Origin of the sequence: Dehalobacterium formicoaceticum, from assembly GCF_002224645.1 — a bacterium.
Classification (GTDB): domain Bacteria; phylum Bacillota; class Dehalobacteriia; order Dehalobacteriales; family Dehalobacteriaceae; genus Dehalobacterium; species Dehalobacterium formicoaceticum.
In genome coordinates this window covers 25163-49842 of the sequence record NZ_CP022121.1, presented here as the reverse complement: position 1 = coordinate 49842, position 24680 = coordinate 25163, and the positions used below count along the sequence as shown (strand labels likewise).

Annotated in this window: 20 protein-coding genes; 13 read left to right on the top strand and 7 right to left on the bottom strand. The window is 41.1% G+C overall.

What is annotated here, in order from left to right; genetic code table 11:
• Positions 1–35 precede the first annotated feature (35 nt).
• A complete protein-coding gene (locus CEQ75_RS00220) occupies positions 36–1919 on the bottom strand; it encodes an aryl-sulfate sulfotransferase (protein ID WP_089608556.1) in 1884 nt (627 codons plus the stop codon).
• Positions 1920–2230: 311 nt separating this feature from the next.
• Between CEQ75_RS00220 and CEQ75_RS00215 the strand changes: the two genes are divergently transcribed.
• The 3 genes from CEQ75_RS00215 (at position 2231) to CEQ75_RS00205 (ending at position 4683) form a co-directional block, all read left to right on the top strand.
• Positions 2231–2869, top strand: a complete 639-nt coding sequence (locus CEQ75_RS00215; RefSeq protein ID WP_089608555.1) for a Crp/Fnr family transcriptional regulator — start codon at positions 2231–2233, stop codon at positions 2867–2869.
• Between the two features lie 221 nt (positions 2870–3090).
• A complete protein-coding gene (locus CEQ75_RS00210; RefSeq protein ID WP_089608554.1) occupies positions 3091–3417 on the top strand; it encodes a thioredoxin family protein in 327 nt (108 codons plus the stop codon).
• Positions 3418–3465: 48 nt separating this feature from the next.
• Entirely contained in the window at positions 3466–4683 is a 1218-nt protein-coding gene (locus CEQ75_RS00205; RefSeq protein ID WP_089608553.1) for an FAD-dependent oxidoreductase, read from the top strand.
• Between the two features lie 141 nt (positions 4684–4824).
• On the opposite strand, the gene CEQ75_RS00200 is transcribed toward CEQ75_RS00205, so the two are convergent.
• Entirely contained in the window at positions 4825–5499 is a 675-nt protein-coding gene (locus CEQ75_RS00200) for a Crp/Fnr family transcriptional regulator (RefSeq protein ID WP_089608552.1), read from the bottom strand.
• A gap of 318 nt (positions 5500–5817) precedes the next feature.
• Between CEQ75_RS00200 and CEQ75_RS00195 the strand changes: the two genes are divergently transcribed.
• The gene (locus CEQ75_RS00195) at positions 5818–7305 is read left to right on the top strand and encodes an aryl-sulfate sulfotransferase (protein ID WP_198306594.1); all 1488 of its coding nucleotides are present in this window, start codon (positions 5818–5820) and stop codon (positions 7303–7305) included.
• 123 nt (positions 7306–7428) lie between these two features.
• On the opposite strand, the gene hpsH is transcribed toward CEQ75_RS00195, so the two are convergent.
• The 5 genes from hpsH to CEQ75_RS00170 form a co-directional block, all read right to left on the bottom strand.
• Positions 7429–8364 carry a (2S)-3-sulfopropanediol dehydratase activating enzyme gene (gene hpsH, locus CEQ75_RS00190; protein ID WP_089608550.1) on the bottom strand — a complete coding sequence of 312 codons (936 nt, stop codon included), beginning with the start codon at positions 8362–8364 and terminating at the stop codon, positions 7429–7431.
• An 89-nt stretch (positions 8365–8453) separates the two neighbouring features.
• Positions 8454–10937 (bottom strand): (2S)-3-sulfopropanediol dehydratase, encoded by a 2484-nt coding sequence (gene hpsG, locus CEQ75_RS00185; RefSeq protein ID WP_089608549.1) that lies wholly within the window; start codon positions 10935–10937, stop codon positions 8454–8456.
• Between the two features lie 87 nt (positions 10938–11024).
• Positions 11025–12905, bottom strand: coding sequence for a TRAP transporter large permease (locus CEQ75_RS00180; RefSeq protein ID WP_089608548.1), 1881 nt, complete (start codon positions 12903–12905; stop codon positions 11025–11027).
• 89 nt (positions 12906–12994) lie between these two features.
• Positions 12995–14029: a TRAP transporter substrate-binding protein gene (locus CEQ75_RS00175; protein ID WP_089608547.1), complete on the bottom strand. Its 1035-nt coding sequence runs from the start codon at positions 14027–14029 to the stop codon at positions 12995–12997.
• Positions 14030–14669: 640 nt separating this feature from the next.
• Complete coding sequence (locus CEQ75_RS00170; protein WP_089608546.1) at positions 14670–16130, bottom strand: sigma-54 interaction domain-containing protein; 1461 nt, start codon at positions 16128–16130, stop codon at positions 14670–14672.
• A 187-nt stretch (positions 16131–16317) separates the two neighbouring features.
• Here CEQ75_RS00170 and CEQ75_RS00165 point away from each other — a divergent pair, with 187 nt between their 5' ends.
• The 9 genes from CEQ75_RS00165 (at position 16318) to CEQ75_RS00125 (ending at position 24648) form a co-directional block, all read left to right on the top strand.
• On the top strand, positions 16318–17259 hold the full coding sequence (locus CEQ75_RS00165) for an amidohydrolase family protein (protein ID WP_089608545.1): 942 nt from the start codon (positions 16318–16320) through the stop codon (positions 17257–17259).
• A gap of 112 nt (positions 17260–17371) precedes the next feature.
• A complete protein-coding gene (gene eutM, locus CEQ75_RS00160) occupies positions 17372–17671 on the top strand; it encodes an ethanolamine utilization microcompartment protein EutM (RefSeq protein ID WP_157677228.1) in 300 nt (99 codons plus the stop codon).
• Between the two features lie 48 nt (positions 17672–17719).
• Complete coding sequence (locus tag CEQ75_RS00155) at positions 17720–19009, top strand: aldehyde dehydrogenase family protein (RefSeq protein WP_338031982.1); 1290 nt, start codon at positions 17720–17722, stop codon at positions 19007–19009.
• Between the two features lie 548 nt (positions 19010–19557).
• Positions 19558–19854: an ethanolamine utilization microcompartment protein EutM gene (gene eutM / locus CEQ75_RS00150; protein WP_089608543.1), complete on the top strand. Its 297-nt coding sequence runs from the start codon at positions 19558–19560 to the stop codon at positions 19852–19854.
• Positions 19855–19997: 143 nt separating this feature from the next.
• Positions 19998–20345 carry an ethanolamine utilization microcompartment protein EutS gene (gene eutS, locus CEQ75_RS00145; RefSeq protein WP_089608542.1) on the top strand — a complete coding sequence of 116 codons (348 nt, stop codon included), beginning with the start codon at positions 19998–20000 and terminating at the stop codon, positions 20343–20345.
• A complete protein-coding gene (locus CEQ75_RS00140; RefSeq protein WP_089608541.1) occupies positions 20342–20782 on the top strand; it encodes a EutP/PduV family microcompartment system protein in 441 nt (146 codons plus the stop codon). Before eutS ends, CEQ75_RS00140 begins: the two co-directional genes overlap by 4 nt.
• 24 nt (positions 20783–20806) lie before the next feature.
• Entirely contained in the window at positions 20807–22171 is a 1365-nt protein-coding gene (locus CEQ75_RS00135) for an ethanolamine ammonia-lyase subunit EutB (protein WP_089608540.1), read from the top strand.
• 17 nt (positions 22172–22188) lie between these two features.
• Complete coding sequence (eutC, locus tag CEQ75_RS00130) at positions 22189–23106, top strand: ethanolamine ammonia-lyase subunit EutC (protein WP_089608539.1); 918 nt, start codon at positions 22189–22191, stop codon at positions 23104–23106.
• Between the two features lie 75 nt (positions 23107–23181).
• Positions 23182–24648 (top strand): ethanolamine ammonia-lyase reactivating factor EutA, encoded by a 1467-nt coding sequence (locus CEQ75_RS00125; protein ID WP_338031981.1) that lies wholly within the window; start codon positions 23182–23184, stop codon positions 24646–24648.
• Positions 24649–24680: the final 32 nt, after the last annotated feature.

Genomic DNA, 24680 nt, shown 5'->3' with positions numbered 1-24680 from the left:
TCTCCGGCCGTTACATAAAATCCACAAGGCTATTTTTAAAATTTTACGCCCTTGTTTACATCATATCTTAGATTATCAATATTTAAATAGATGTCAAATTCTCCGCTAAATCCCTCGTTGCTGACGTAGAATTGGAAATCGTTATCGCTCTGTTCCTCAAAGGATACACAAGCGGCGGTCACATCATGAACCACTGTGGGTATGGAATAGAATTTGGACCCATCCCTGCCTTTCAATTCCAGGAATACATCTGAGCCTTCTCTAAAACGTGCCCTGAGCGCCAATCTATCTTCTTCCAATGTCAATGATAAGTTATGTTTTTCCGGAAGCTCAGCATCGGCATCTTTAAATTTGATCTTCATGCCAAACTCAGGGGTTACACCGAACCCGCCTAACATTTCCCCTTTACCCAAAGCAAAATTGATGGTTTCGTCATAGAAAGTAAGTCTTCGCGCCCGGTAATAGTTACCGCCCTGCACGTTTAACTCGTATTTTACTTCATCATTTTGCACTTCTACGGTGATGGACTCCAGGGTTAAATGAATATGCTCATCCTTATATTTGTTTAAGAGCATAGCGCCCAGACCGTCAGTATGTTTCCCCCTGTAGGTGGCGATGCCGCCGGAGTGAACCATATAATGGTCTTCCCCGTAATAATCAACGTTGCAAATATAGGGGGAGTAAAATTCCGCACCTCTTTCCTTGCCGTACTGCCAAACCTGCTCGATTTCCATTTTATCTGTATCAATGCGGTAGATGACACCTCGGGAGAAATTATCTTGGGGATCTACTCTGGTGGCTTCATTTTTTGACCGGTAGGTACCGTTATCAAAGATGAATACATTCCCGTTAGGTAAAATCATCGCTGCATGCTGTTCATATTGCCAGTCAAAATCGCCTTTGGTAACATTTTTAAAGAAATATTTTTGCCATTCTTCGCCCCAGCCTTCCGGGTCACCAATGATCCAGTTCAGTGCACCGGAATCATAATTAAAATTAATTACGGCATCCTTATGTCTGCCGGACATAGTGATGGAATTGGTCGGTTTGTCATACCAAACAGAGTTGTTGTGGAACCAGTCATGGTGATTCCAGTCGCCGGCTTTGCCGCCGTCTCTGGGCAAGATGTCCATCAAATCCCATGATTTAACGATTACGCCCGTTTTTCTATCGATCTCCACCACGAAATCTTCCACTGATTCATTAAAGTCATTATCAGAAGCGGCCAGCAAGTTTCCGTTTTCTAACTCGATGACATCATGGTGATAACCCCCGGGCATTCTGTATTCTTTATAGATTTTGCCGCTAAAGTCAATTTCCATAATACCTACGGTGTAGTATGGCTTTTGGATCGTTCTGTAAGATGTAACTAACAGTCTGCCATTGGAAATTTTCTTAATATCCCAGCTTTGTTTATTAGTTATACACCATCTTAAATCACCAGCATAGTCAAAACCTACTGTTTTTGCCGATTCGATTAAAGGTGTTGTGGTGGAAATAGCCATGATATCTTTTCCAAAATACTCCGATGTTGTCTTGCAATATTGGGCTTTATTAACATTTAATTCGGGGATAGAGATTTTCACCTCTGATGTTTTTCCCCTGCCGTCTTTTAAAATAACCGTATTTTCATAATCGTCATATAATCCATAAATGGGTAGGATATGCTCCTTGGCGGCATCGAAGGTATGGGTTAAATCGCCTGGTTCTGCTTTTCCTTTTACGGTGATTTCTATTGCCGTTTCTTCGTTTGTGTTAAAACATATGACTGCTGCCAGGGGATTAATGATATAGGGATTCTCCACCACCAGAGGATTTTCTAAGGTATAGTTTCCTGATCTTAGTTCAGCTAAGAATTTTTCTTCAGCTTCGAATTGTACGGTAATTAAATGTTGTTCAGTTTCCAAATAATTACTCAAAATGGTCACTCCTTTTAAAATAATTTCGAATATGATATTATTATTTTAATAATGATTGTATTATACAAGTCTAAATAAGAATGTAATATAAATTACATTCTCGCAAATTAAAAACTTATCAGGTAAAAAACAATCAAAAAATGCGATCAACCTGCGTGACAAAAAGAAGAAGTGGTTTATAATAATTACAATAGTTTCTAATATAAACTAAGTTAGCGTGGTGATGGTTTATAAAAGATACATCAAAAGAATTAATTGAATATATTACCCAGTCCCATTATTTTGGAGAAACTACCCAAGAGAGTGAAGGAATGTCTTCCCAGATATGGGACAAGTATCTGCATTTGGGCACGAAGATATTGAGAAAAAGCGGTGAATATATTATAGCAGTCAGTGACAATCCCGCCGGTCTGTATTTTCTTAACAAAGGCAAAGTAAAAGGCGGTTTACTAAGTAAAGATGGTATGTTGAAAACAATAAGTATCAAAGCAGAAAAAACAATATTTGGCGAACAATTTGTTTTTCATCACCAACCCGGCATATATGAAGCGATTGCCATAGAGGATTGTGAATTGTATTTTTTTACCCGGGAAAGAATTTTGGAAGTGATGAAGGAAGATTTTGAAATTACATTGTTTATTGCTAAATCCCAATCTATTTTGTCAAGAATGATGGCATATCAAATTTATGATATGTCCGTAAGCAACATTTTGCGCAGTTTAGCAAGAGTTCTTTACAGCATCTGTTGTTATGAGAAAAAAGAGAATCCCCAAAACAAAAGTATCACAATTAACCTGACTCATGAGCAGATCGCAAATATGCTAGGTGCTCATCGGGTTACAATAACGAAAAATTTGAATCGATTAAAAAACCTTGGTATTCTTGATTATAAATATGAGAAGATTATGATTAAGGAACCGCAAAAATTGCTGGATATCGCAACTGAATAAAATATTTTACTGGAGGGGATGAGAATACTCTCCGATATCTTGTTTTAGGGTCATTTTTGTATGAAATATATCTCAAAAATATCTCAGGAAAATGTAACTTAGGCTACTGAATTTTAACCTAAAAGCTAGTATATTTATAATAAGTATATCTTATTGAAATGGTGCTTTCACTGGGTTATCATGCTGTTGAAGAATATATTTAAAATAGAGGAGTGGGGAAAATGTCTTTGAAACAACTGGAAGTAAGTAGCTTTGAGGAAATTATCTATAATAAAGGTGAAGCATGTTTAGTAATTTTCTCACGCAAATCTTGTCATGTTTGCCAAGAGGTCACAGATGTCTTAGAGGACCTGGTAGATCAATATGAAGGTAAATTTGGTTTCTATTATGTTGATGTTGAAGAGCAAAAATCTCTCTTCCAGCAATTTTCTCTTAAAGGAGTACCACAGATTTTATTCTTTAATGAGGGAGAATATCAGGGGAAAATGGCTGGCAGTGTAGAGGATGACCAGATAGAAGAAAAGATTGCCGAGGTATTGGACAACTAACTTGCATTATTATCCGAAATTTTAGGGATAAGAAAGGACAGAAGATAATTGGAAAACAACTATGATTTAATTATTATTGGTGGTGGCCCTGCCGGTCTTTCAGCTGCCATTTATGGGGGCAGGGCAAAGCTTAAAACCTTAGTTATTAATAAAGGTGCTGTTGGCGGCTTGGTAAATACGACTCAAGAATTGGTTAATTATCCTGGTTACACAAAAGTTCATGGGCCGGACTTAATGAAGGATTTTAAAAACCATGCAGAATCATTTGGTGTAGAATTTTTAAAAGATGAGGTCATTGGGGGAGATTTTTCAAAAGACGAAAAAATCATTAGAACCAAAAAAGGCAAAGAATTTTCAGCCCCGGCTGTGATATTGGCTTGCGGCAGTGAACCAAGATTATTGAATGTACCCGGAGAAAAACGGCTGCGGGGCATGGGTGTTGCCTATTGTGCTACCTGCGATGCCGAATTCTTTGAAGGTGAAGATGTAGTTGTGCTGGGCAGCGGTGACCAAGCTATTGAAGAAGGCATGTTTATTACTAAGTTTGCCCGTAAGGTAACAGTTATTGTTCTCCATGATGAAGGAATCTTGGATTGTAATAAAGCCAGTGCGGAAAGGGCCTTTGAAAATGAAAAAATGGAATTCATTTGGAATTCGACTATTGAAGAAGTCTTAGGTGATGAAAATGTGGAAGGGGTTGTGGTTAAGAATCTAAAAACGGGGGAATTAACAAACCTTGAGTGTCAGGGGGTATTCTTCTTTGTTGGGATGATTCCTTCCACAGGGTTTTTGAAGGATAGCGGAGTGAACCTGAATGAAAAAGGCTATATACCGGTGAATAACATGATGGAAACTAATGTTAACGGTGTCTATGCCGCCGGCGATAATATTGTTAAATATCTGAGACAGGTTGCTACCGCCACCGGTGATGGTGCAACAGCTGCAGTTGCCGCTGAGCGTTATATTGAAGAAATGAGTGAATTCAAGACGAAGGTACTCCAATGTAACAGTAAAAGTTTATTGCTCTTTATGGATCCCACTGTGGAAAAAAGCTTGAATTTTGGCACCTTGTTGGAGGCAGTGATTCAGGATCAAGGTGGGGAATATAAGATTGTACAGGTGGATATTTCTACCAAGAAAACCTTAGCAGAGAAGTTTGATGTTAAAGAAGTACCATCTGTCGTTGTGCTTTGTAATGGCGAGAAGTTGAAAGATCTGGAATGTACCATGGATAAAGAAAAATTAGCTGCGCAGATTATTTCATAGAGTGGAATTTCTCATGGTTGGTTTTTTTTTAATCCTCGAATGATAGTTAAATGATAGACATTCTATTCATTCAAATATTAAGCTGTTTCAACGATCAAAAAGAAAGTTGGAACAGCTTATTTTATTTCCGGTTCACAATGTTTATTCTTGTTCAGCCTCAATTAATTCTAATAAACCTTTAGGATCACAAAGAGAAAATCTTTTTTCGTTTTCATTTTTTTGGATAATCCCATCATTCTTTAAATCTGAAATTATCCGGTTTAAGGTAATCCGATGCATACCTAATAGATCTGCTAACTCTTGTTGTGATATGTGCGCAGTTTCATTATGGGACAATGAGGCATAGATCATTTTATAAACGCGTAATTTAGGAGGATTAAGGCTTAAATCGTTAATTTGGCTGGACATCAAGCGAAGCTTTTTAGCCATTGTTTCAAAGATATTCATTACAATATGGGGATATTTAGGAAAAATAGTTTCCATAAGTACTTCTTTACTAAAAAAATAAACACTACAATCTTCGGTGCAGATAAAATAACTATTCATAATGCCATGATCAAAAAAAGGGACCTCCCCAAAGACATTCCCTGCTTTTATATACCAGATTGGTTTTTCGTTACCGCTGGCACTGGTACTGGATAATTTAATTTCACCGGTGTGCAAATAACAGAGTTCACTAACGGTTTGACCTTGCCCCAAGATGATACTGTTTTTTTTGTAATGCCGCTTTCTACCCAAATCCAAGATTTCTTCCCAAGGTGTATTTGAGGTATCCAACCAAGGGGACCATAAGTATAAAATTTCACTATCTTGCATAACAAACACCTCTTATGAAATGCATTTTATCATTTATGGTTTTTATTTTGTTATTGACTACAGTATATCATAAAATCGATTAAATATTTAAGAACATAGTAAGACGGATTACAATAATAGTGTTGCTTATACTACAACATTAATTATATGTTTATGCTATTATATTAATAAGATTTAATTATATATGCAGTTATTGTTGCTGTGACAGATTATCTTAATAGCGTAGTATGCTGTGGTCCTGTTGTAGTTGATGCTAATGCAGCTTAGATACAGTTTATGTGAATTTAAAAAAGTAATTAAAAGTAAGGAGTGTTATCTATGGGTCAACCTTTTATTCATCCTACAGGAGTAACCATGTACGATCCGGAAAAATGTTTTAACGGTTATACCATTTTGAATGCACCAAAGTTAGGTACTGTAATCATCGACATGAATGGAAATGTAGTTCGTGTATTTAAAGATCTTATGGGTTTCCCCAATAAAATTCTTCCCGGCGGTTATGTTATGGGGAGCCGCGGCAGAAGAAACGGTAAATTTGGCTATCAGGATCAAGTTGATCTGATTCAGGTGGATTGGGAAGGAAAAGTGGTTTGGGAATTCAACAAATTAGAACATATTGAAGATGAAGGCGAAAAGCCGCAATGGATGGCTCGCCAACATCATGATTTTCAAAGAGAGGGGAACCCCGTTGGTTATTATGTTCCCGGCATGGAGTGTAAAACCGATGGTGGCAACACCTTAATTCTTTGTCATAAGAACTGCTATAATAAACGCATTTCCGATAAACAACTACTGGACGATGTCATTGTCGAAGTAGACTGGGAAGGCAATGTTGTTTGGGAGTGGAATGCTGTAGATCATTTCAACGAATACGGCTTTGATGCTGTTGCTAAATTAGCCATCTATAAGAACCCCAACATGCATGAAGCAGGAGGCGGTATGGGTGACTGGATGCACATTAACTCCATGAGCGTTCTAGGGCCCAACAAATGGTACGATAAAGGTGATGAGCGTTTCCATCCGGATAATATTATTTGGGATGCACGTGAGTCCAATATTTGTGCGATTATCTCCAAAGAAACTGGAAAAGTAGTTTGGAAAATGGGTCCTGATTTCAGTGACGATCCGAAGCTCCGGAAAATTGGGCAAATCATTGGTCAACACCATGTTCATATGATTCCCCAAGGTTTACCTGGTGCGGGAAACATCCTTATTTTTGATAATGGTGGTTGGTCCGGATATGGCGCACCCAGTAATGTCTCCAGAGACGGTACCAAAGTTAACATTGCTGACCGTTCACGTGTCTTGGAATTAAACCCTGTGACCATGAAAGTGGTTTGGCAAATCGCGGGAAGTGAACTTATGGATTACGGTTCCCCCCTTATTAATGATTATCGTTTCTACAGTCCATTAACAAGTGCTGCCCAGCGTCTTCCTAATGGGAACACCTTTATTACCGAAGGTGTAGGCGGTCGTTTCTTCGAAGTTACCAGAATGAAAGAAGTTGTGTGGGAATTCATCTCCCCCTTTACGGAGAATCCGGCTGTGATTTTCTATCGCGGATATCGTTATCCTTATAGCTATATCCCACAGCTTCCCGAACCAAAAGAAACGGCTATCCCCAAGCTTGACATTCGTAAATTCCGCGTTCCCGGAGCAGCTGATTGTGAAGTTAAGGAAGAAAATGTACGCTCAGTAGAAGGAACCATCGGATATCCTGCGGTTCATCAAGGCTGCGTAGCGGCCGGGGATCAGGATCTTTCCTTGCAAGATGATGATGATTACGATGGCTACACCAAGTTCTAATATAGTCATATTCCAAGCATTCTCAGGGTTATACGACACACGGCTTTCTTTGAAACATTAATGTCGAAAACCTCCTGCTTTTTAGCAGGAGGTTTTCGTATAAATCGGAGGTATCATTGACCTTTATTGATCAGAGGTGTAACTATTGTTTACGATTTCATTTAAAACTTTCATCTTATTATCATCCGGTCTGAGATTGACACAGGGGTAATCTTTGCCAATGAACTCATATTTTTGCTGGCCTAGACGGTGGTAGGGAAGAAGTTCATACTTTACATTAGGGAAGTCTTTGATGAATGCGATAATAGCTCGGATATCTCCCTCGGTATCATTAAATCCCGGTATTACCGGGGTTCTTACATGTACTGCTAAACTGGGATAAGCAGTACACATTTTCTTAAAGTTATCGAGGATAAGTTCATTTGAAACTCCGGTAAATTTTTTGTGTTTTTCGGAGTCCATGGATTTAATATCATACAATATTGAGTTTAGGTATTTACATGCCTCTGATAGGTTTTCCCAATCTGTATAACCCGTTGTTTCAATGGCTGTATTATGCCGCCTTTTTTTTGCTTCTTTAAGCAGTTCAATAGTGAATTCCGCCTGCGTAAAAGGTTCACCTCCACTGATGGTGATTCCGCCGCCGGAGCGGGAGAAGAAGATACTGTCTGCTTCCGCCTCTTTTAAAACTTCTTCCACACTCATTAGTTTTCCATAGACAGTTATAGCTTTGGCAGGGCAAACCTCAGCACATGCCCCGCAATTATTGCACAGCTCCCGGTCAATCATAATCTTGTCATCAGGTCCTTTTTTAATGGCCCCTTTGAGACAAATCTCAATACAACGAATACATTCATTGGTTCCAATGCATTTGTTTTTATTATAGGCTATTTCGGGATGCCGCTCATGGGATTCCGGATTGCTGCACCAGCTGCATCTTAAAGGACAGCCTTTCAGGAAGATCATGGTTCTGATACCGGGCCCGTCATGTACGGAATATCTTTGAATATTAAAGACATAGCCCATTTTGTTCTTGTCAAAATTTTCATTACTTGTCATATTAAAAATTCCCTTCGGTTAAATATAAAAATCAATAGAATGCAGATATAGGGAAGTCCTGCTAAAAAGCAGGACTTCAGCTAATGGACTTATACAGCCTCGTGTTCAGTTCTTTCAATAATATCTTGCTGCAATTCCGGAGATAGATCTACAAAATAGGCACTGTATCCAGCTACCCGCACCAGCAGGTTGCGGTATTTTTCCGGATCATCTTGAGCAGCCAGCAAAGTTGCCTTATTGACGATATTAAATTGGACATGCCAGAGTTTCAAGTCGCAGAAGGTTCTGATATAGGAAACCAGTTTTGCGGTACCTTCATCGCCGGCAACACATTTAGGACTAAATTTGATATTCAGCAAGCGGGCAGCTCGTTCCCTGTGGTCATAGTTCTTCGATTCAAAGTTGGACAGCATTACCGCTGTGGGACCATGGGTATCGGCGCCCTGTGAAGCAGAAGACCCGTCGGATAGAGGCGTCCAGGCTTTACGTCCATTTGGTGTAGCACTGACTACTTTACCAAAGGGAACGTGGGAGGTAAAGGGTACATATCTTAAATCAAGATGTACGCCTAATTCCTTGGAGTATTTCTTAGTGTATTCCAAAGAAGCCAGATCCATATCCTTGGCAATCGAATCAGCATATTCATCGTTATTTCCGTATTTAGGAGCATTTAATAACATTTGACGAATGACTTCCTTGCCTTCGAAATTGCTTTCTAAAGCTTCTAATAACTCAGCCATGGTCAATTTTTTCTCTTCAAAGACAAGCTTTTTGATGGCAGCCAATGAATCAACCACGGTAGCATAACCAATACATTCAAAGTAACCTAAGTTAATGCCGCCTTCAATATTAGGCTGATGCAGGTCAATGCAGTTTTTCATACATAGGTCATGCATTGCCGAACCCAAAGGAGCCGCAAAATGCTTGGCTCTATTACTAATTACGTGGTGCTGTTGGATGAAAGCGTGTTTAAGGAAATTATCTTGTTGAGCAATATAAGCGTTCCAGAGTTCATCCCAGGTTTTAAATTCTCGAAGATCTCCCGTTTCCAATCCCAGCTGTTCATCTCCATAGGTTTTCATTTTGCCGTTATAGAGCAGCATCTCTAAAGCAGCAGCGTAGTTAATGTAGGGGTTGCCGCTGGTGTAAGTGTCTCTGTTCGGCATTCTGATTTCAGCACAACCGGATACAGCATAATCGTAAATTTCTTCAAAAGTCGCTCCTTTGGCCAGATGGAGAGGAATAACTTCTTCATCGTTAATCAGTTTGGGGAACCCAGAACCTTCCTTGATAGTTTCTGCTACTTCCCAAAGGTATCTTTCCGGAGCCCGGGCATGAATTCTCGCTGCCAGGTCTGGATAGTTCAGAGGGAATTCTCTCTTGGACTGTAGGAAAATGTATGTCAAATCGTTGGTCGCATCACGTCCATCTGGAGTTTGGCCGCCAACGGTCACAGCTTCCCAGTGGGCATAGCCTTCATTGATTGCTCCGCCAGCAGGTGAGATGTACAGATCAATAAATTGGGCCATGGCCACCCACATTAATTCAATTAATTCTGTGGCTTTTTCCGGGGTTATTTTGCCTTCTGCCAAATCTTTTTTATAGTAAGGATATAGATATTGGTCCATTCGGCCATTAGAAACCACGGTGCCTGTTTTTTGTTCTAAACGGGAGAACATTTGGGTGAACCATTGAGATTGCATCGCTTCGTGGAAATTACGTGCCGGATTTTCCGGAACCCAAGCACATCTTTCAGCGATTCCTTCCAGTTCTGCTTTTCTTTGAGGATCAGTTTCTTTGGCAGCCAGTTCTGCTGCTAATTTGGCATGACGATTAGCCCAAAGTACGATAGCATCGCATACAGTAATGATTGCTTCTAAGAACGGCTTCTTTTCCACATTGTCTGCCGGACTCATAGGATCGAGAGCGGCCATTTGCTTCTGAGCTTTTTCTTTGATCCCTTTGAAACCAATTTTGAGCACCTTTTCGTAGTCATGCACCCATTGGATGGATGAACGGAAGGAAGCTGTTTCGTTAACGATGAAACGAGATTTCAGTAGATCCTTGGGGTCATAAGTTAATTTCAAGGTATCTTCAGGTAATGATTGGGCAAATTCTTCGTGGAAGGTTTTACCTTTCCAATAAGGTGCAATTTCATTAATGATGATGTCCCCATCTTTATTAGAGAGATTAAAAGGGGATTCCACTCGCTTGGGAAGATCCTTAACGGCTAAATCAAGGAAGTCTCCGTCTAATTCCGGGTAAAGAATACCATATCTGCCGGGATGGCCAATTCTGCCCGCTAATAGCTGCTGGTCGTCAATATACACGGTGATGTTTTCTGCAATGTGCTTTAAAGCCTTGGCCCAACGTAAGGTTAACAATTCACCTTCCGTTTCTTTAAAAGATTCGGTAAAGTACTGGGCTCTTTCCACATCCACGCTGGGGCGTTGTCCTTGGAAACTATTCAAAATACCAAAGACTCTTTCCCGGCCTTCAATACTTGCCTTTCCCATAATTTCGTCTTGGATTCTTTGTTCATGGGGTGATAATACTCTTGCACAGCATTCCATAATAAAATACTCCTCTCGATAAATATTATTATATTTTTTATTTACTTATAAATTTATCCAAATCTTAAGGCGTGGAAATTAAAAACCTTATTTAACATACTTGGTCAGGAACATGGAGACCTCTGGTACATAAGTGATCAAAAGTAAAACAGCAATCATAGCAAGCAACATAGGTATCACAGCCTTAGCAATATCTTCGATTTTGGATTTGGCGACTCCGCAAGCCACGAATAAGTTCACACCTACTGGTGGGGTAATAAAGCCAATTGCCAAATTGGCCACCATGATTACGCCAAAGTGAACAGGGTCTACCCCAACCTGGGTTACGACGGGAAGGAGAATGGGGGTGAGAATCACAATTGCCGCCAATGCTTCCATAAAAGTCCCTACCCAGAGAAGGAAGATATTAATAATCAGAAGGATCATAATCTTACTGGATGTAAATTTAAGGATAGCAGCAGCGATCATCGTCGGTACCTGTTCAACGGTCATTATATTACCGAATATTGTAGCCATGGCCATTAAAACGATGATAACCGCGGAGGTGCTGCAGGCCTCCATAAAGCAGGAAATAATATTCTGCATGTTAATTCCTTTGTAAACAAATAATCCTACAATTAATCCATAAAAGGCAGATACCGCAGCTGCTTCTGTGGGGGTCATCTTTCCTGAATAGATACCACCTAAAATGATCACAGGTACCATTAATGCCCATTTGGCATCCCAAAAAGCTAATCCAATGCTCTTGGCGGTACGCTTACGCGCTTCGCCTTTCCAATTATTTTTCTTAGCGTAATAATAACTAACACCCATTAATACTAAGCCGGTTAAAATTCCTGGTACGATCCCGCCCATAAAAAGCTTGCCAATAGAAGCCTGAGAGGAAACACCATAGACCACAAAAGGATTGCTGGGAGGAATCATGACCCCGATGGCGCCGGCCGCGGCAACTAAGGCGGCGGAAAAATACTTGTCATATCCTCTTTCCACCATGGCTGGAATGGTTAAAGAGCCAATTGCGGCCACTGTGGCAGGTCCGGACCCGCTAATGGCAGCGAAAAACATACAGGTAGCAACAGTGGCTAGAGCCAAACCTCCGGTGAAATTGCCCAGAAGTTCATCAGCTAAGTCTAAGAGTCGTTTGGATAAGCCCCCTACGCCCATAAAAACACCACCGGCAACAAAAAAAGGAATGGCCATAATAGGGAAGCTGTCAATAGATGTAAAAGCAATCTGGGCTACATATTCTACCGGCATCGTTCCTGCTCCGATAATGGTGGCCATGGCGGAAAGTCCTAAGGACATGGCCACAGGCACACCGATAGCCAAAAAAAGGATAAAGTAACCGAACAGCCAAACCAAAGCAGGTAATTCCAAGCCGATAAAGAGAGGAATTGCAATAATTATTGCACAGAGTAGGCCTATAAGCGTATCTTTCATTGGTATTGATTTTATTTCTTTTATCAAATCCTGAATCGCACGGATGGCCATTAAGCCAAAGCCAATAGGTAAGATTAAATAGGGAATAAAATAAGGGATACCCATTGAAGCAGTATTTTGGGGAAATTCAAACTGCATCCGGATGTGGTCGATCCCCATGTAGAAAATCATTCCAGTGAGTGCAAGAATGCAAAGATCCACCAAAATCCAGCTGATTTTTTTCCATCGATCCGAAAGACGGTCATAAAGTATATCTACTCGAATGTTACTACGTTCCTTAATGGCTATGGGAACAGCTAAATAGGAGATCCAAATAAAGATAAATCTGGATAGTTCTTCAGTCCAAACGGGAATCCCGGCTCCGCCAAAAAATTGTGAAACTAAATAGCGATAAAGGGTTTGGTAGGTAATAAAGATAATTATCGCCAACATACCAATAAAGAGGAATGGTTTCTCAAAATTTTCATCCAACCATGATAGGATGCCCTTAGGCTTTTTAGATTGATTTTCATTAGATGTATTAGCCATATCGATCCCTTTCTATACAGTAAGTTTTTAGAACGGTAAGTAGGATGTGAGGGGGTGTTACCCCCCTACACTCATATCCCCTGCTGCGTTTATTGTTGGGTTGCTACCACTAAATCAACCAGTTCTTGGGAAACCTGGTCTTTAAACTTATCCCATACCGGTTTGGTTATGTTTTTGAATTCCTCTCTTTCTGCATCAGTCAGTTTATATACTTCAATTCCTTGATCAACAAACTTTTGTTCAGCTGCTGTTTCTAAGTCATTGGAAATGCCACGTTGATAAGCTAAAGCTTCTTTGCCGGCTTCCATGATGATTTTTTGGATGTCCTCAGGTAAGGCATCATAATATTTCTTGTTCATCATTAACATGTGCATGCTGTAGTTATGGCGGGAATCAATAGCATATTTTAAAACTTCGCCGTGTTTGGCATCCCAAAGTAAACCAAAAGTATTTCCTTCCCCGTCAACGGTACCTTGTTGCAAAGCGGTATAGGTTTCACCCCAGGCAACTGGAGTCGGAACCATGCCTAGTGATTCCGCCACAGCAATTTCAACAGGGGAGTCCGTGGTTCTCACCTTCAGCCCCTTAAGACTGGCCGCATTGGTAATGGATTTGGTGGCGGAAGCAAAGTTTCGATAACCGTATTCACTGTACATAATGGGCTTTAAGCCAATTTTGGCAGAGGCTTCATCCAAATATTTTCCTAATGCGCCTTCATCCAGGGCAGCGTATAATTTTTCTTGGTTAATAGGATCTGTGATATAGGGGAAGTCAAATACTAAAAATTCTTTTGAGAAACTGGCCATATTAGGGGTAGAACTGGAGGCCATTTCTAGGGTGCCTTTTTGGGTGGATTCCATGGTAACTCGGTCACTGCCCAAGGTGTTATTGCCATAAATTTGAACTTCCACTCTGCCTTCAGAATTTGCTTCCACCAGTTCTTTGAATTTTTCATAGCCTACGGTGACGTTATTCCCGGGTGCCATGGGATGACCTAAGCGGATGGTGATTTTTCCACCGTTATCACCAGTGCCTTCTTCCCCGCTGCCTCCGCAGCCGGTCAAAGCAAATACGACAAGAATAAGGGCAAGTAATAAAGATGGGATGGCAAATTTTCTTCTCATGTTAATAAAACCCCTTCCAAAAATACTTTATAATTTTTTGAATATGTCTTTCTTTAGCATATAAGGGATTACATATTCAGATTCATGCAAAGCGTTTCTTCACCTCCCCGAAAAGTAATGTAGACCTGATCAAAAATAGGCAACAAGTCCATATAATAAGCCGCACTTATTATGATAACTTAAGTATAATAATTAGCAAATTTGATGCCAATTAAAGATGCCGCATTTAAAACTTTGCATATATAGTTAGAACAGGTCGATCAAGAGGAAGTTATTTTGGGGGAAATTTTTTAAAATACGTGTAAAAAGCAATGATGATGAAAGGTTTTTTGATATTATCAAAAGATTTAAGCAGGTTGCGTGCCAGAATAGTAATAATTATCGTTAAAGATAATATTTTGTTATAACCAGTAAGATCATTACCGACATCGTTGAAATTTTTAAATTCTTCTATGATTTATTTTTCTAATAAAAAAGGATTTTTCCATTGAATTCAACAGAAAAACCCTCAAAATATGAAAATTGGTGCAAAAATGCAATGATAATAAATATATTATATAATTAAAAAGCATTGATTTATTATGCGTTTACTGGGTTTGAAAGAATAGCAACAACCAGTGCAATTATGCACTGGTTGTTGCTATTCTGCAATATATTCGGGATTCTTTTTTAATTTTCTAAAGATTGTAGACCGATCAACTTTAAATGCTTTAGCGACTGCTGATATACTCCCATATTTTTGCATTGCATCATCCAACAATTTTTGTTCGATCTCATTCATGATCTCTTTAAAAGATTTATCAGCAGTATTAATATTAATAGAGGGAAATTGGGCAACACCGGCATGATTCGTATTATGATACATATTGGAAGGTAAATTGGTAGTTCCGATCACATTGTTTTCCGAGGTGATAATTAAACTTTGAATCAAATTTTCCAATTCGCGAATATTTCCCGGCCATTTATATTGGAGGAAAACATGCTCAACATCTTTTGAAAAAGTTTTTCTTTGGTTATATTTAAGATTAAATTTCTCCAGGAAGAATTGGGCCAGAGGCAGGATGTCCTTATTTCTTTTCCGCAAAGCGGGAATATTGATCACAGCTACTTTTAGCCGGTAATAAAGGTCAGATCGAAAAACCCCTTTTGCAACTTCATCTTCCAGATTTCTATTGGTAGCAGCGATGATGCGCACGTTAACATTTTTGACACTCGTCGCTCCAACCCTCAAAACTTCCTGGTCCTGAATGATTCTAAGGAGTTTCCCTTGAATGGCCAAGGGAAGTTCCCCGATTTCATCAATAAATAAGGTGCCTGTATCGGCCATTTCAACCAGACCCGGTTTCCCCTTGGCATTTGCCCCGGAAAAGGAACCTCGTTCATAACCGAACAATTCCGATTCAATGAGACTGGGCGGAATGGCGGTACAATCAATTTTAAAAAAAGGTCTTTTGTTGCGGGGACTGAATTCATGAATTTTTCGGGCGATAACACCTTTTCCTACGCCGGTTTCTCCCAGCAACAGCGCAGTAGCATCTGTTAAAGCAATTCTCTTCAATAAATCCATCATGTCCAACATTATTTCATCGCAGCTGTTAAAAAATTTGCCGCTTTCCTTCTGATGTTTGTTATATAAAAACTCCACTTCTTGTTGGGATTTCTTAATGATTCCCTGTTGAAAGCTGATTTGATCCTCCAATTGGGACAAGACAGTGATATCTCTGGCAAAGGTAACTACTAAAACAACTTGGCCGGTTGTGTTAAAGATGGGATATCCGCTTAATACCACCTTTCTTCCTTTGGCATTGTATTGTACCGAGGAGGCGGCCTTCCCCGTTTTGACGATTTTCGGGTTTAATATGTTATTAAAAACACCCTCATTTTCTAAGTCTGTGACATATTTGCCGATTATTTCTTCTCCCTTAATACCGGTAAGCATTTCATAAGTTTTGTTGACTTTTAAGGTTTTACCGGAAGCATCAGAAATATAGATGCCATCAGTAATGGTATTAAGAATATCATCAAAATATTCTTGCACAATAAGGTCTTCGTCATGATTCTTTTTTGTATTTAGCGTATCACTCACCTCAATTATGCCCATGCAGTAATATTATCCATAATAAATTGCTTTAGGATTTAAAAACATTTTATCATAGGTAATGAAAAAAGGGAAACACGAAAAATTTTCTCCGCTAGTTCAAAATACTTTTAGTTGGTATGAATATTGCTATAAATTTGACGATATGAAACTATTTTTATTGATAACTTGAAAATGAAGGGAGAAAATCATGAAGGTAATTGACTTTAGGTTTAGACCTAACACCCCTGAAACATTAGCAGGGATTGCTAATAGCACCATGTTCAAAGGATTATGTGCTTCCATTGATTTTTCGAAAATGAAAGGACAGGCTTTATCTGAAGTTGTAGCAGAAATGGATAAGTATCAAGTGGTTAAGGCCGTTATCACAGGACGTGACTGCGAAACAACTTATGCGGCCAAATCAAATAATGACAGCGTCATTGAATTCTCCAGTAAATATCCTGATAAATTTATCGGTTTTGTTGGCCTTGATCCCCATAAAGGTATGCGTGCTATTGAAGAATTAAAAATTGCTGTCAGCGAGCATAACATCAAGGGTGCTGCCATTGATCCTTACCTAGCGCAAATCTATGTAAATGACGCGAAGTATTATCCTATTTTCGCCAAATGCTGTGAACTGAACATTCCGCTTGTTATTACAACTGGAACAGCAACTTTAGTGCCAAATGCTATTATTGATCATGTTGCCCCCAGATATATTGATTTTGTAGCCAGAGATTTTCCAGAGTTAAAGATTGTGGTCAGCCATGGCGGTTATCCATGGGTAAATGAAATGATCATTGTTTGCCAGCGTAATGCAAATGTATATTTGGAATTATCCGAATATGAAGCATTTCCTTTGTCGGATACTTATATTCAAGCTGTTAATACCATCATCGGTGATAAGGTGATGTTTGCCAGTGCCCACCCCTTTGTAGACTTTAGAGAAGCCATCAAGACTTATGAAAATATGCCCCTCAAGGATGATGTAAGAGAAAAAATCATGTATAAAAATGCCTCCCGAGTTTTGGGATTACAAGATGAAGGAACTATTCTACCAGATCAACCAAAAACTCAAAATTCCCAGTTAGAAAAAATGATCATTGAAAATGTGATGAAGGAACTTTCTAAAAGAGGCATGCTGGGTTAATGTTTCTCTATTGAATGCTTGATTTTTACTGACTCAAAGCTGCCATTAGATGGAAAGGGATTAAAATAAATTAAAAGAGATTAAAAGAGATAACTGAAGGAGGATTATAATTATGACGAATGCATTAGGAATGATCGAAACGAAAGGTTTGGTTGGTTCTGTCGAGGCAGCAGATGCCATGGTTAAAGCGGCCAATGTCTCCTTGATAGGAAGAGTTATTGTCGGTGGTGGTTTGGTGACTGTGATGGTCAGAGGCGATGTGGGAGCTGTAAAAGCTGCTACAGATGCTGGTGCGGCAGCCGCACAAAGAGTAGGAGAGTTGGTTTCAGTTCATGTAATTCCCAGACCTCATCAGGATGTAGAGATGATTTTACCTGATGATTATAAGAAATTTCCCCAAGGCAATGAATAACGGGCACATCATAAAATCTCCTCAAGGATGTGGGAAGGAGTTGGCATAGTGACAATAGATTATGATTTGAGTTCCATTCAGGAAGCTCGGGATGTGGCCCGTAGTGCCAAAGCAGCTCAGGGAATATTAGCCGGTTATTCTCAGGAACAGATCGATAAAATTGTAACTGCAATGTTTGAAGCAGCCAGAGATAATGCGGAATGGTTGGCAAAGATGGCCGTAGATGAAACGAAATTCGGGATTTTTGAAGATAAAGTCAAGAAAAATTTATTTGCTTCACAAAATGTTTATGATTATATCAAAGATATGAAAACTGTTGGGGTGCTAAAAGAAGATCCGGAACGTAAGGTTATTGAATTTGGTTCTCCCATGGGTGTGGTTATGGGGATTATTCCGTCTACCAATCCTACCTCTACGACTATTTTTAAATCATTAATTGCTCTCAAGGCAGGAAATGGGATTGTTTTTTCACCCCACCCCAATGCCAGCCGTTGCATTAATGCAGCTGCTCAGGTTATGCATGAAGCGGCCATCCGAGCTGGTGCTCCGGAGGGGATCATTGGCTGTATTTCCAAGGTAACACAGGCGGCAACCAATTCATTGATGCATGATGAAAATATTGCCGTCATCCTTGCCACCGGCGGACCAGGCATGGTGAAAGCTGCTTATAGTTCCGGTAAACCGGCGATGGGTGTGGGAGCAGGAAATGCACCGGTTTTTATTGAACGTACAGCTAATATTAAAAAAGCGGTTTATAGCATCGTTACCGGGAAAACCTTTGATAATGGAGTGATTTGCGCTTCTGAAAATTCAGTTTTAGTGGATGAGCCGATTAAGGAGCAGGTAGTTGCTGAATTCGAAGCACAAGGCGCATACTTTCTGAACAAAACAGAGGTTGAAAAGGTAAGCCGAGTTGTCATGACACCAAAAGGTGGCATGAATGCCGCCATGGTAGGGAAAAGTCCTCATGTTATTGCGGATAAGGCGGGTATTCAGATTCCCGATGGCACGCGCCTCTTAATTGCCCCTTTAGACGGTTTCGGCCCGGGATATCCCCTATCATATGAAAAACTTACCACAGTTTTGGCTTTTTATGTGGTAAAGGACTGGGAAGAAGGCTGTTATCTGGCGATTGATTTGCTCTCCTTGATGGGAGCGGGACATACCTTCTGTATTCATTCTGAAGATGAAACTGTGATTCGAGAGTTTTTCCGTAAACCTGTGTCCAGGATTCTAGTGAATACCCCGGGTTCCCTGGGGGGGGATTGGCTTAACTACCGGATTGGTTCCCTCTTTGACTTTAGGCTGTGGTACTTTGGCAGGAAGCAGCACATCTGATAATGTATCTCCGATGAATTTAATTAATATTAAAAGGATGGCGTACAACCTCAAATCTGCCGAAACGAAAATTTCTTTTATTTGTAAACATGATGAATTAAATATCGATAATATTACAGCGGTTGTTCAAGAAATAGTTGCCAAGCTAAAATAGAATTAAATGCCAAGTGGCGGCAAGTCGAGAAACTCTTCAAGGCTCAGCTTTTGTGGAGCCTTGGTGAGTTTTTACGCTCACGTGGAAAAGTCATGTGATATCTTTTTTATCTTGAAAAGACATATGTCGGGAATTATTTTTAATTTTTGCCGATGTGTTTATGGATATAGAAATATAATAGTAAGTTCAACAGCATTGGTTGAGTCATGAATGACTCGAAAGGAAATTGCGATTTGTGTTGTAATCCCAGTCTGGCGGGCCTTCTGAGGTTTTTGTATGTGGCATGATTCTTGCAATAGAAAATATATAATTTAATATGAAATTTTGCAGAAAAGAAACAGTGTAAGCATGGAACGAAGGCGGAGCATACTATCAACTTGAGGAGGATGAAACAATGACGAATGCATTGGGCATGATTGAGACGAAGGGACTGGTCGGCGCCATTGAAGCGGCTGATGCCATGGTAAAAGCTGCCAATGTATATTTGATCGGTAAAGTACATGTCGGCGGTGGCTTGGTAACTGTAATGGTTAGAGGAGATGTGGGAGCAGTGAAGGCAGCAACCGATGCGGGAGCAGCTGCCGCCCAAAGAGTGGGAGAACTAATCTCTGTACATGTGATTCCCCGTCCCCACAACGATGTGGAAATGATTCTTCCGGCTGATTATAAAAAGATTGAGCAAGCTGAGTAAATCATCAAAAGTATGTTTAATTAGATTTTTGACAAAGATGCTCCCGGGATATGACAGGCATATTTTTTGTCATGGGACTGACTTAAAAAGTCAAAACTGACTTAAGAATTAAGGCGCCAAGAATATGAGGAGTTGAACACCAGATGGATGATCATGAAAAAATACAACGTTCCATTCAAGAATATGTTCCCGGTAAGCAAGTAACCCTTGCTCATGTTATTGCCCATCCGGTAAAAGATATCTATGATAAAATGGGTCTTCCGGAAAGAGGAGCCATTGGGATTTTAACCCTCACCCCCGGGGAAACAGCCATTATTGCGGCCGACCTGGCCACGAAAGCCGCAGAAGTGGAAATTGGTTTTTTGGACCGCTTTACGGGAGCATTGGTGATCATTGGTGATGTAGCCAGCGTCGAAACGGCGTTAAAAGAAGTCAACAACATTTTGGAAATTCAGCTGAATTTCACCCCGGCGAGGATGACAAAATCATGAAAACAAAACGAATTATGTTAGTGGGTGCTGTAAACAGTGGTAAGACGACTTTGGCCAATGCTTTGAATGGGGATGCCACGGCTTCTGTACCTAAAACCCAGTCATTAGGGTATTCGGCATGCTCCATTGATACCCCAGGGGAATTTATTGAAAACCCATCTTATTACAAAGCACTGTTTGCCACTTCCCTGGAAGCAGATGGGGTTGCTTTTATTCAGGATGCCACCCGCAACCGATCCGTTTTTCCGCCTGGATTTGCCGCTGCCTTTTCCAAAAGAACCATGGGTATTGTGACCAAAATAGACCATCCTCAAGCAGATGTGGAGCAGGCCAAAGGATTTTTAAAAAGCCTGGGTTTAAGCGGCGCCATCGTTGTTGTATCTGCTCTTACCGGGGAAGGAATTGATGATCTAAAACAACTTTTAAATAGAGATTGATTTTTTGAGGGGAGGTCATTATAAGTGAATTTATCAGCGAAGGTTTATAACAAATCTTTTACCTTCAAAAGTGTCAAGGAGGTTCTCGCGAAAGCCAACGAAGAAAAATCAGGTGATATGCTGGCGGGAATCGGTGCTGCTTCCGCATCGGAGCGGGTAGCGGCTAGACTTGTGCTCAGCCGTCTGACTTTAGAAGATATATATAATAATCCGGTGATTCCCTACGAAATAGATGAGGTAACCCGGCTTATCTACGATGATTTAAATATCAGCATTTATAATCAGTTTAAAAATTATACCGTAGGTGAGTTAAGGGATTATATCCTGGATCTGGATACCGGGGACAATGATCTGAAACATCTGGGCCGGGGCCTGACCAGCGAAATGATTGCTGCCGTGGCCAAGCTCATGTCTAATATGGACTTGGTCTATGCAGCCAAGAAAATGAGAATTCAGACTCATTGCAATACGACCTTGGGGGTTCCGGGAACTTTGGCTTTTCGTAACCAGCCCAATCATCCTACAGACAGCATTCAGGGGATTATGGCGTCCATGAAGGAAGGCCTGTCTTTTGGAGCAGGAGATGCGGTGATTGGCATCAACCCGGTGGAAGACAATGCGGAAACGGTCAAAAGACAATTGGAAGCCGTTAAAGAATTTATGCATAAATGGGAAATTCCCACCCAGGCTTGTGTATTGGCCCATGTTACCACTCAGATGAAGGCTCTGGAATTAGGTGCTCCCTCTGACCTTATTTTCCAAAGTATTGCCGGAACTCAGGCCGCTAATGATGCTTTCGGTGTCACCAAGGCAATCTTGGATGAAGCCTATGATCTGGCTTGCCGCAAAGGTTATGGCACCGGCCCCAATCTCCTGTACTTTGAAACGGGACAAGGTTCTGAGATCTCCCTTGAATGCCATCATGATGTGGATGAAATGACATTGGAAGCTAGAACCTATGGCTTTGGCCGGCACTTCCGTCCCTTTATGACCAATAATGTTACCGGGTTTATTGGACCGGAAACCATCTATGACGGTAAGGAAGTAATCCGGGCAGATCTGGAAGATCTGTTTATGGGTAAGCTCCACGGACTTCCCATGGGTATTGCCCCTTGTTATACCAATCATATGAAAGCGGATCAGAATGACCAGGAAGTAGGCACCATGCTATGTGCCATGGCAGGCGCTAATTTCTTTATGGGTGTTCCCGGCGGAGATGATATTATGCTTAGTTACCAGGACACCAGTTATCATGACGATGCTTCTGTACGAGAAATCTTAAATTTAAGGCCGCTGCCGGAATTTGAAAAGTGGTTGGAGAAAATGGAAATCATGGAAAATGGACGGCTCACGAAGAAGGCGGGAGATCCTTCAATTTTTGATAAATAATTCAGGGGGTGACACGGATGAGTGCAGATAATCAAATGGAAAAATTGATCATAGATAATGTGATGAAAGAATTGGCGAAAAGAGGGATGCTTGGCGGAGAAGTGGAAGCGGCTTGTAAAGAGGCAGTGCAATCGGTTACCACTGGATCTCAAGCTGCAGTATCTTCCCCATATACTGAAGAAGCTCCGATTGAAGTGCCTGATATCAGCGGAGTTTGGGTACCCAATCCGGTGAATTTGGATGCGATTAAAGCGATGAAAGCATCTACGCCGGCCCGAATTGGCTTATTCCGAGCGGGAGCACGGCCCAAAACCGATGCCCATCTAAAATTCCTGGCAGATCATGCCCAGGCTATGGATGCTGTCTTCATGGATGTTGCCGAGGATTTTCTTGCTAAGATGAATCTTTTCACCGTAGAAAGTGCAGCTAAAGATAAAGATGAATTTTTAAAAATGCCTCATCTGGGGAGAAGATTGTCTGAAGAAGGGAAAAAAATAGTGGCCGAGAAGTGCCAGCAAAATCCCCAAGTGCAAATTATTATTATCGATGGCTTAAGTTCCTCCGCGATAGAGGCCAATGTGGCAGATGTGCTGCCTGCTCTGACTCAGGGCCTCACCGCAGCAGGCATTAAGGTGGGCACGCCCTTCTTTATTAAAAACGGCCGGGTTGGAGTACAGGATGAGGTAGGGATGCTTTTGAATGCTGAGGTGGTAGTGTCCTTAATTGGAGAGCGCCCCGGATTGGTTACGGCAGATAGTATGAGCGCCTATATGATTTACAAGCCAAATAAAAATACAGTTGAAGCGGATCGTACGATGATCTCCAATATTCATAAAGGGGGTACTCCTCCGGCGGAGGCAGGAGCCCTTTTGGTTGATGTTGTGAAACAAATCTTAGCAGCTAAATGCAGCGGGATGAAATTAAATCTTCAGTAAAAGTCTATTGAATGCTATTCATGGGAGCTTACTTTAATTTGAGGAATTTGCTTTAACCAAGCCCTTTTAAAGGTGGTGAGTTCAATCAGTAGTTCCAGCAAGCAAAGTATCATCAGTGTGGGCATCGATATTGGGACGACAACCACCCAATTGGTCATCAGTCGCTTAACTATCAAGAATATTGCTCCCGGATCAGCCATTCCCCGCATGGAGATTACAGATAAGGACGTGCTGCACCGCAGCGCCATTCATTTTACACCTTTAAAGAACCATGATCTGATCAATGCTGCAGCAGTGGCTCAAATTGTGGAGCAGGAATACAAAGAAGCCGGTATCACAGCAGAAGGAATTGACACCGGAGCGGTGATCATTACAGGTGAAACGGCGAAAAAAGAAAATGCCAGGAATATCCTGGAATCTATGGCTGGGCTGGCTGGAGATTTTGTTGTAGCCACGGCGGGTGTGAATTTAGAATCAATCCTCGCCGGCAAAGGTGCAGGAGCAGCGGCTTTTTCTAAGGAGAAACATCGGGTTACAGTAAATGTGGACATGGGCGGAGGAACGTCGAATATCGGAGTTTTCCGGGAGGGAAACACTATTGATACCGCTTGCTTGAATATTGGGGGCCATCTAATTGAAATAGAAAAGAACTCCGACAAGATCACATATATTACGGAACCGGCACGGATTGTGCTCCGTGAATTAGGACTTCCGCTGATGGTGGGAGATCGGGTCAGCTTGGCTGAACTAAAGACCATCGCCTCCCTGATGGCGCAAAGTGTGGTGGAAGCCATCACCCTAAGCAATATCAGTGATCTTACCCGGAATCTGCTGATGACATCTCCCTTAAGGCTGGATTATCCTGTCGAGCGGGTGATGTTTTCCGGCGGGGTAGCAGACTTTGTTTATTACGATTTTACGCCCATCTCTGTGGCCCAGGTTGCTCAGTATGGGGATATCGGTCCTGTGCTGGGCTGGGCGGTGCGGCAAGAACTGCACAAGGCCGGGATTGAACCGGTGCAACCGGGAGAAACCATCAGAGCCACAGTAATCGGTGCGGGAGCACATTCCGTGAACCTCAGCGGGAGCACTATTACCGTGCAGGATGAAAATTTACCTTTGAAAAACGTATCTGTCCTCTCTCCCTTTCCCCATAGAATTCCTGACACCGTGGACGAAATCGCGGAGCAGGTGCTAAGAACCGTAGAGAGAGTGGTTTCTGACGGGTCCGTTTCCCAGGTGGCATTAGCTATGGCGGGGCCGGAAGAGGTCACCTTCGCCAATATTCAGACGCTGGCGGAGGGATTGATCAAAGGAATGGGGGATTATCTGGAACCAGGAAAGCCTTTGATCGTCGTACTGCAAAAAGACTGTGCCAAAGTGCTGGGTCAGACCCTGCAAATTCGTTTAGGTATGGATGCGGAAATTATTTGTATCGACCAGGTCTGGGTTGATGAGGGGGATTATATCGATCTGGGGAAACCCTTAATGGGTGGAAGAGTCGTTCCTGTTGTGGTGAAAACCTTGGTCTTTGATCGATAATTCCATATTTCAATGAGCAATCAAAATAAGTA

Coding starts and splice junctions, on each gene's coding strand:
- CEQ75_RS00215 (WP_089608555.1), top strand. CDS start 2,231: ATGTCTTCCCAGATATGGGACAAGTATCTGCATTTGGGCACGAAGATA.
- CEQ75_RS00210 (WP_089608554.1), top strand. CDS start 3,091: ATGTCTTTGAAACAACTGGAAGTAAGTAGCTTTGAGGAAATTATCTAT.
- CEQ75_RS00200 (WP_089608552.1), bottom strand. CDS start 5,499: ATGCAAGATAGTGAAATTTTATACTTATGGTCCCCTTGGTTGGATACC.
- CEQ75_RS00195 (WP_198306594.1), top strand. CDS start 5,818: ATGGGTCAACCTTTTATTCATCCTACAGGAGTAACCATGTACGATCCG.
- hpsH (WP_089608550.1), bottom strand. CDS start 8,364: ATGACAAGTAATGAAAATTTTGACAAGAACAAAATGGGCTATGTCTTT.
- hpsG (WP_089608549.1), bottom strand. CDS start 10,937: ATGGAATGCTGTGCAAGAGTATTATCACCCCATGAACAAAGAATCCAA.
- CEQ75_RS00180 (WP_089608548.1), bottom strand. CDS start 12,905: ATGGCTAATACATCTAATGAAAATCAATCTAAAAAGCCTAAGGGCATC.
- CEQ75_RS00175 (WP_089608547.1), bottom strand. CDS start 14,029: ATGAGAAGAAAATTTGCCATCCCATCTTTATTACTTGCCCTTATTCTT.
- CEQ75_RS00170 (WP_089608546.1), bottom strand. CDS start 16,130: ATGGGCATAATTGAGGTGAGTGATACGCTAAATACAAAAAAGAATCAT.
- CEQ75_RS00165 (WP_089608545.1), top strand. CDS start 16,318: ATGAAGGTAATTGACTTTAGGTTTAGACCTAACACCCCTGAAACATTA.
- eutM (WP_157677228.1), top strand. CDS start 17,372: ATGACGAATGCATTAGGAATGATCGAAACGAAAGGTTTGGTTGGTTCT.
- eutM (WP_089608543.1), top strand. CDS start 19,558: ATGACGAATGCATTGGGCATGATTGAGACGAAGGGACTGGTCGGCGCC.
- eutS (WP_089608542.1), top strand. CDS start 19,998: ATGGATGATCATGAAAAAATACAACGTTCCATTCAAGAATATGTTCCC.
- CEQ75_RS00140 (WP_089608541.1), top strand. CDS start 20,342: ATGAAAACAAAACGAATTATGTTAGTGGGTGCTGTAAACAGTGGTAAG.
- eutC (WP_089608539.1), top strand. CDS start 22,189: ATGAGTGCAGATAATCAAATGGAAAAATTGATCATAGATAATGTGATG.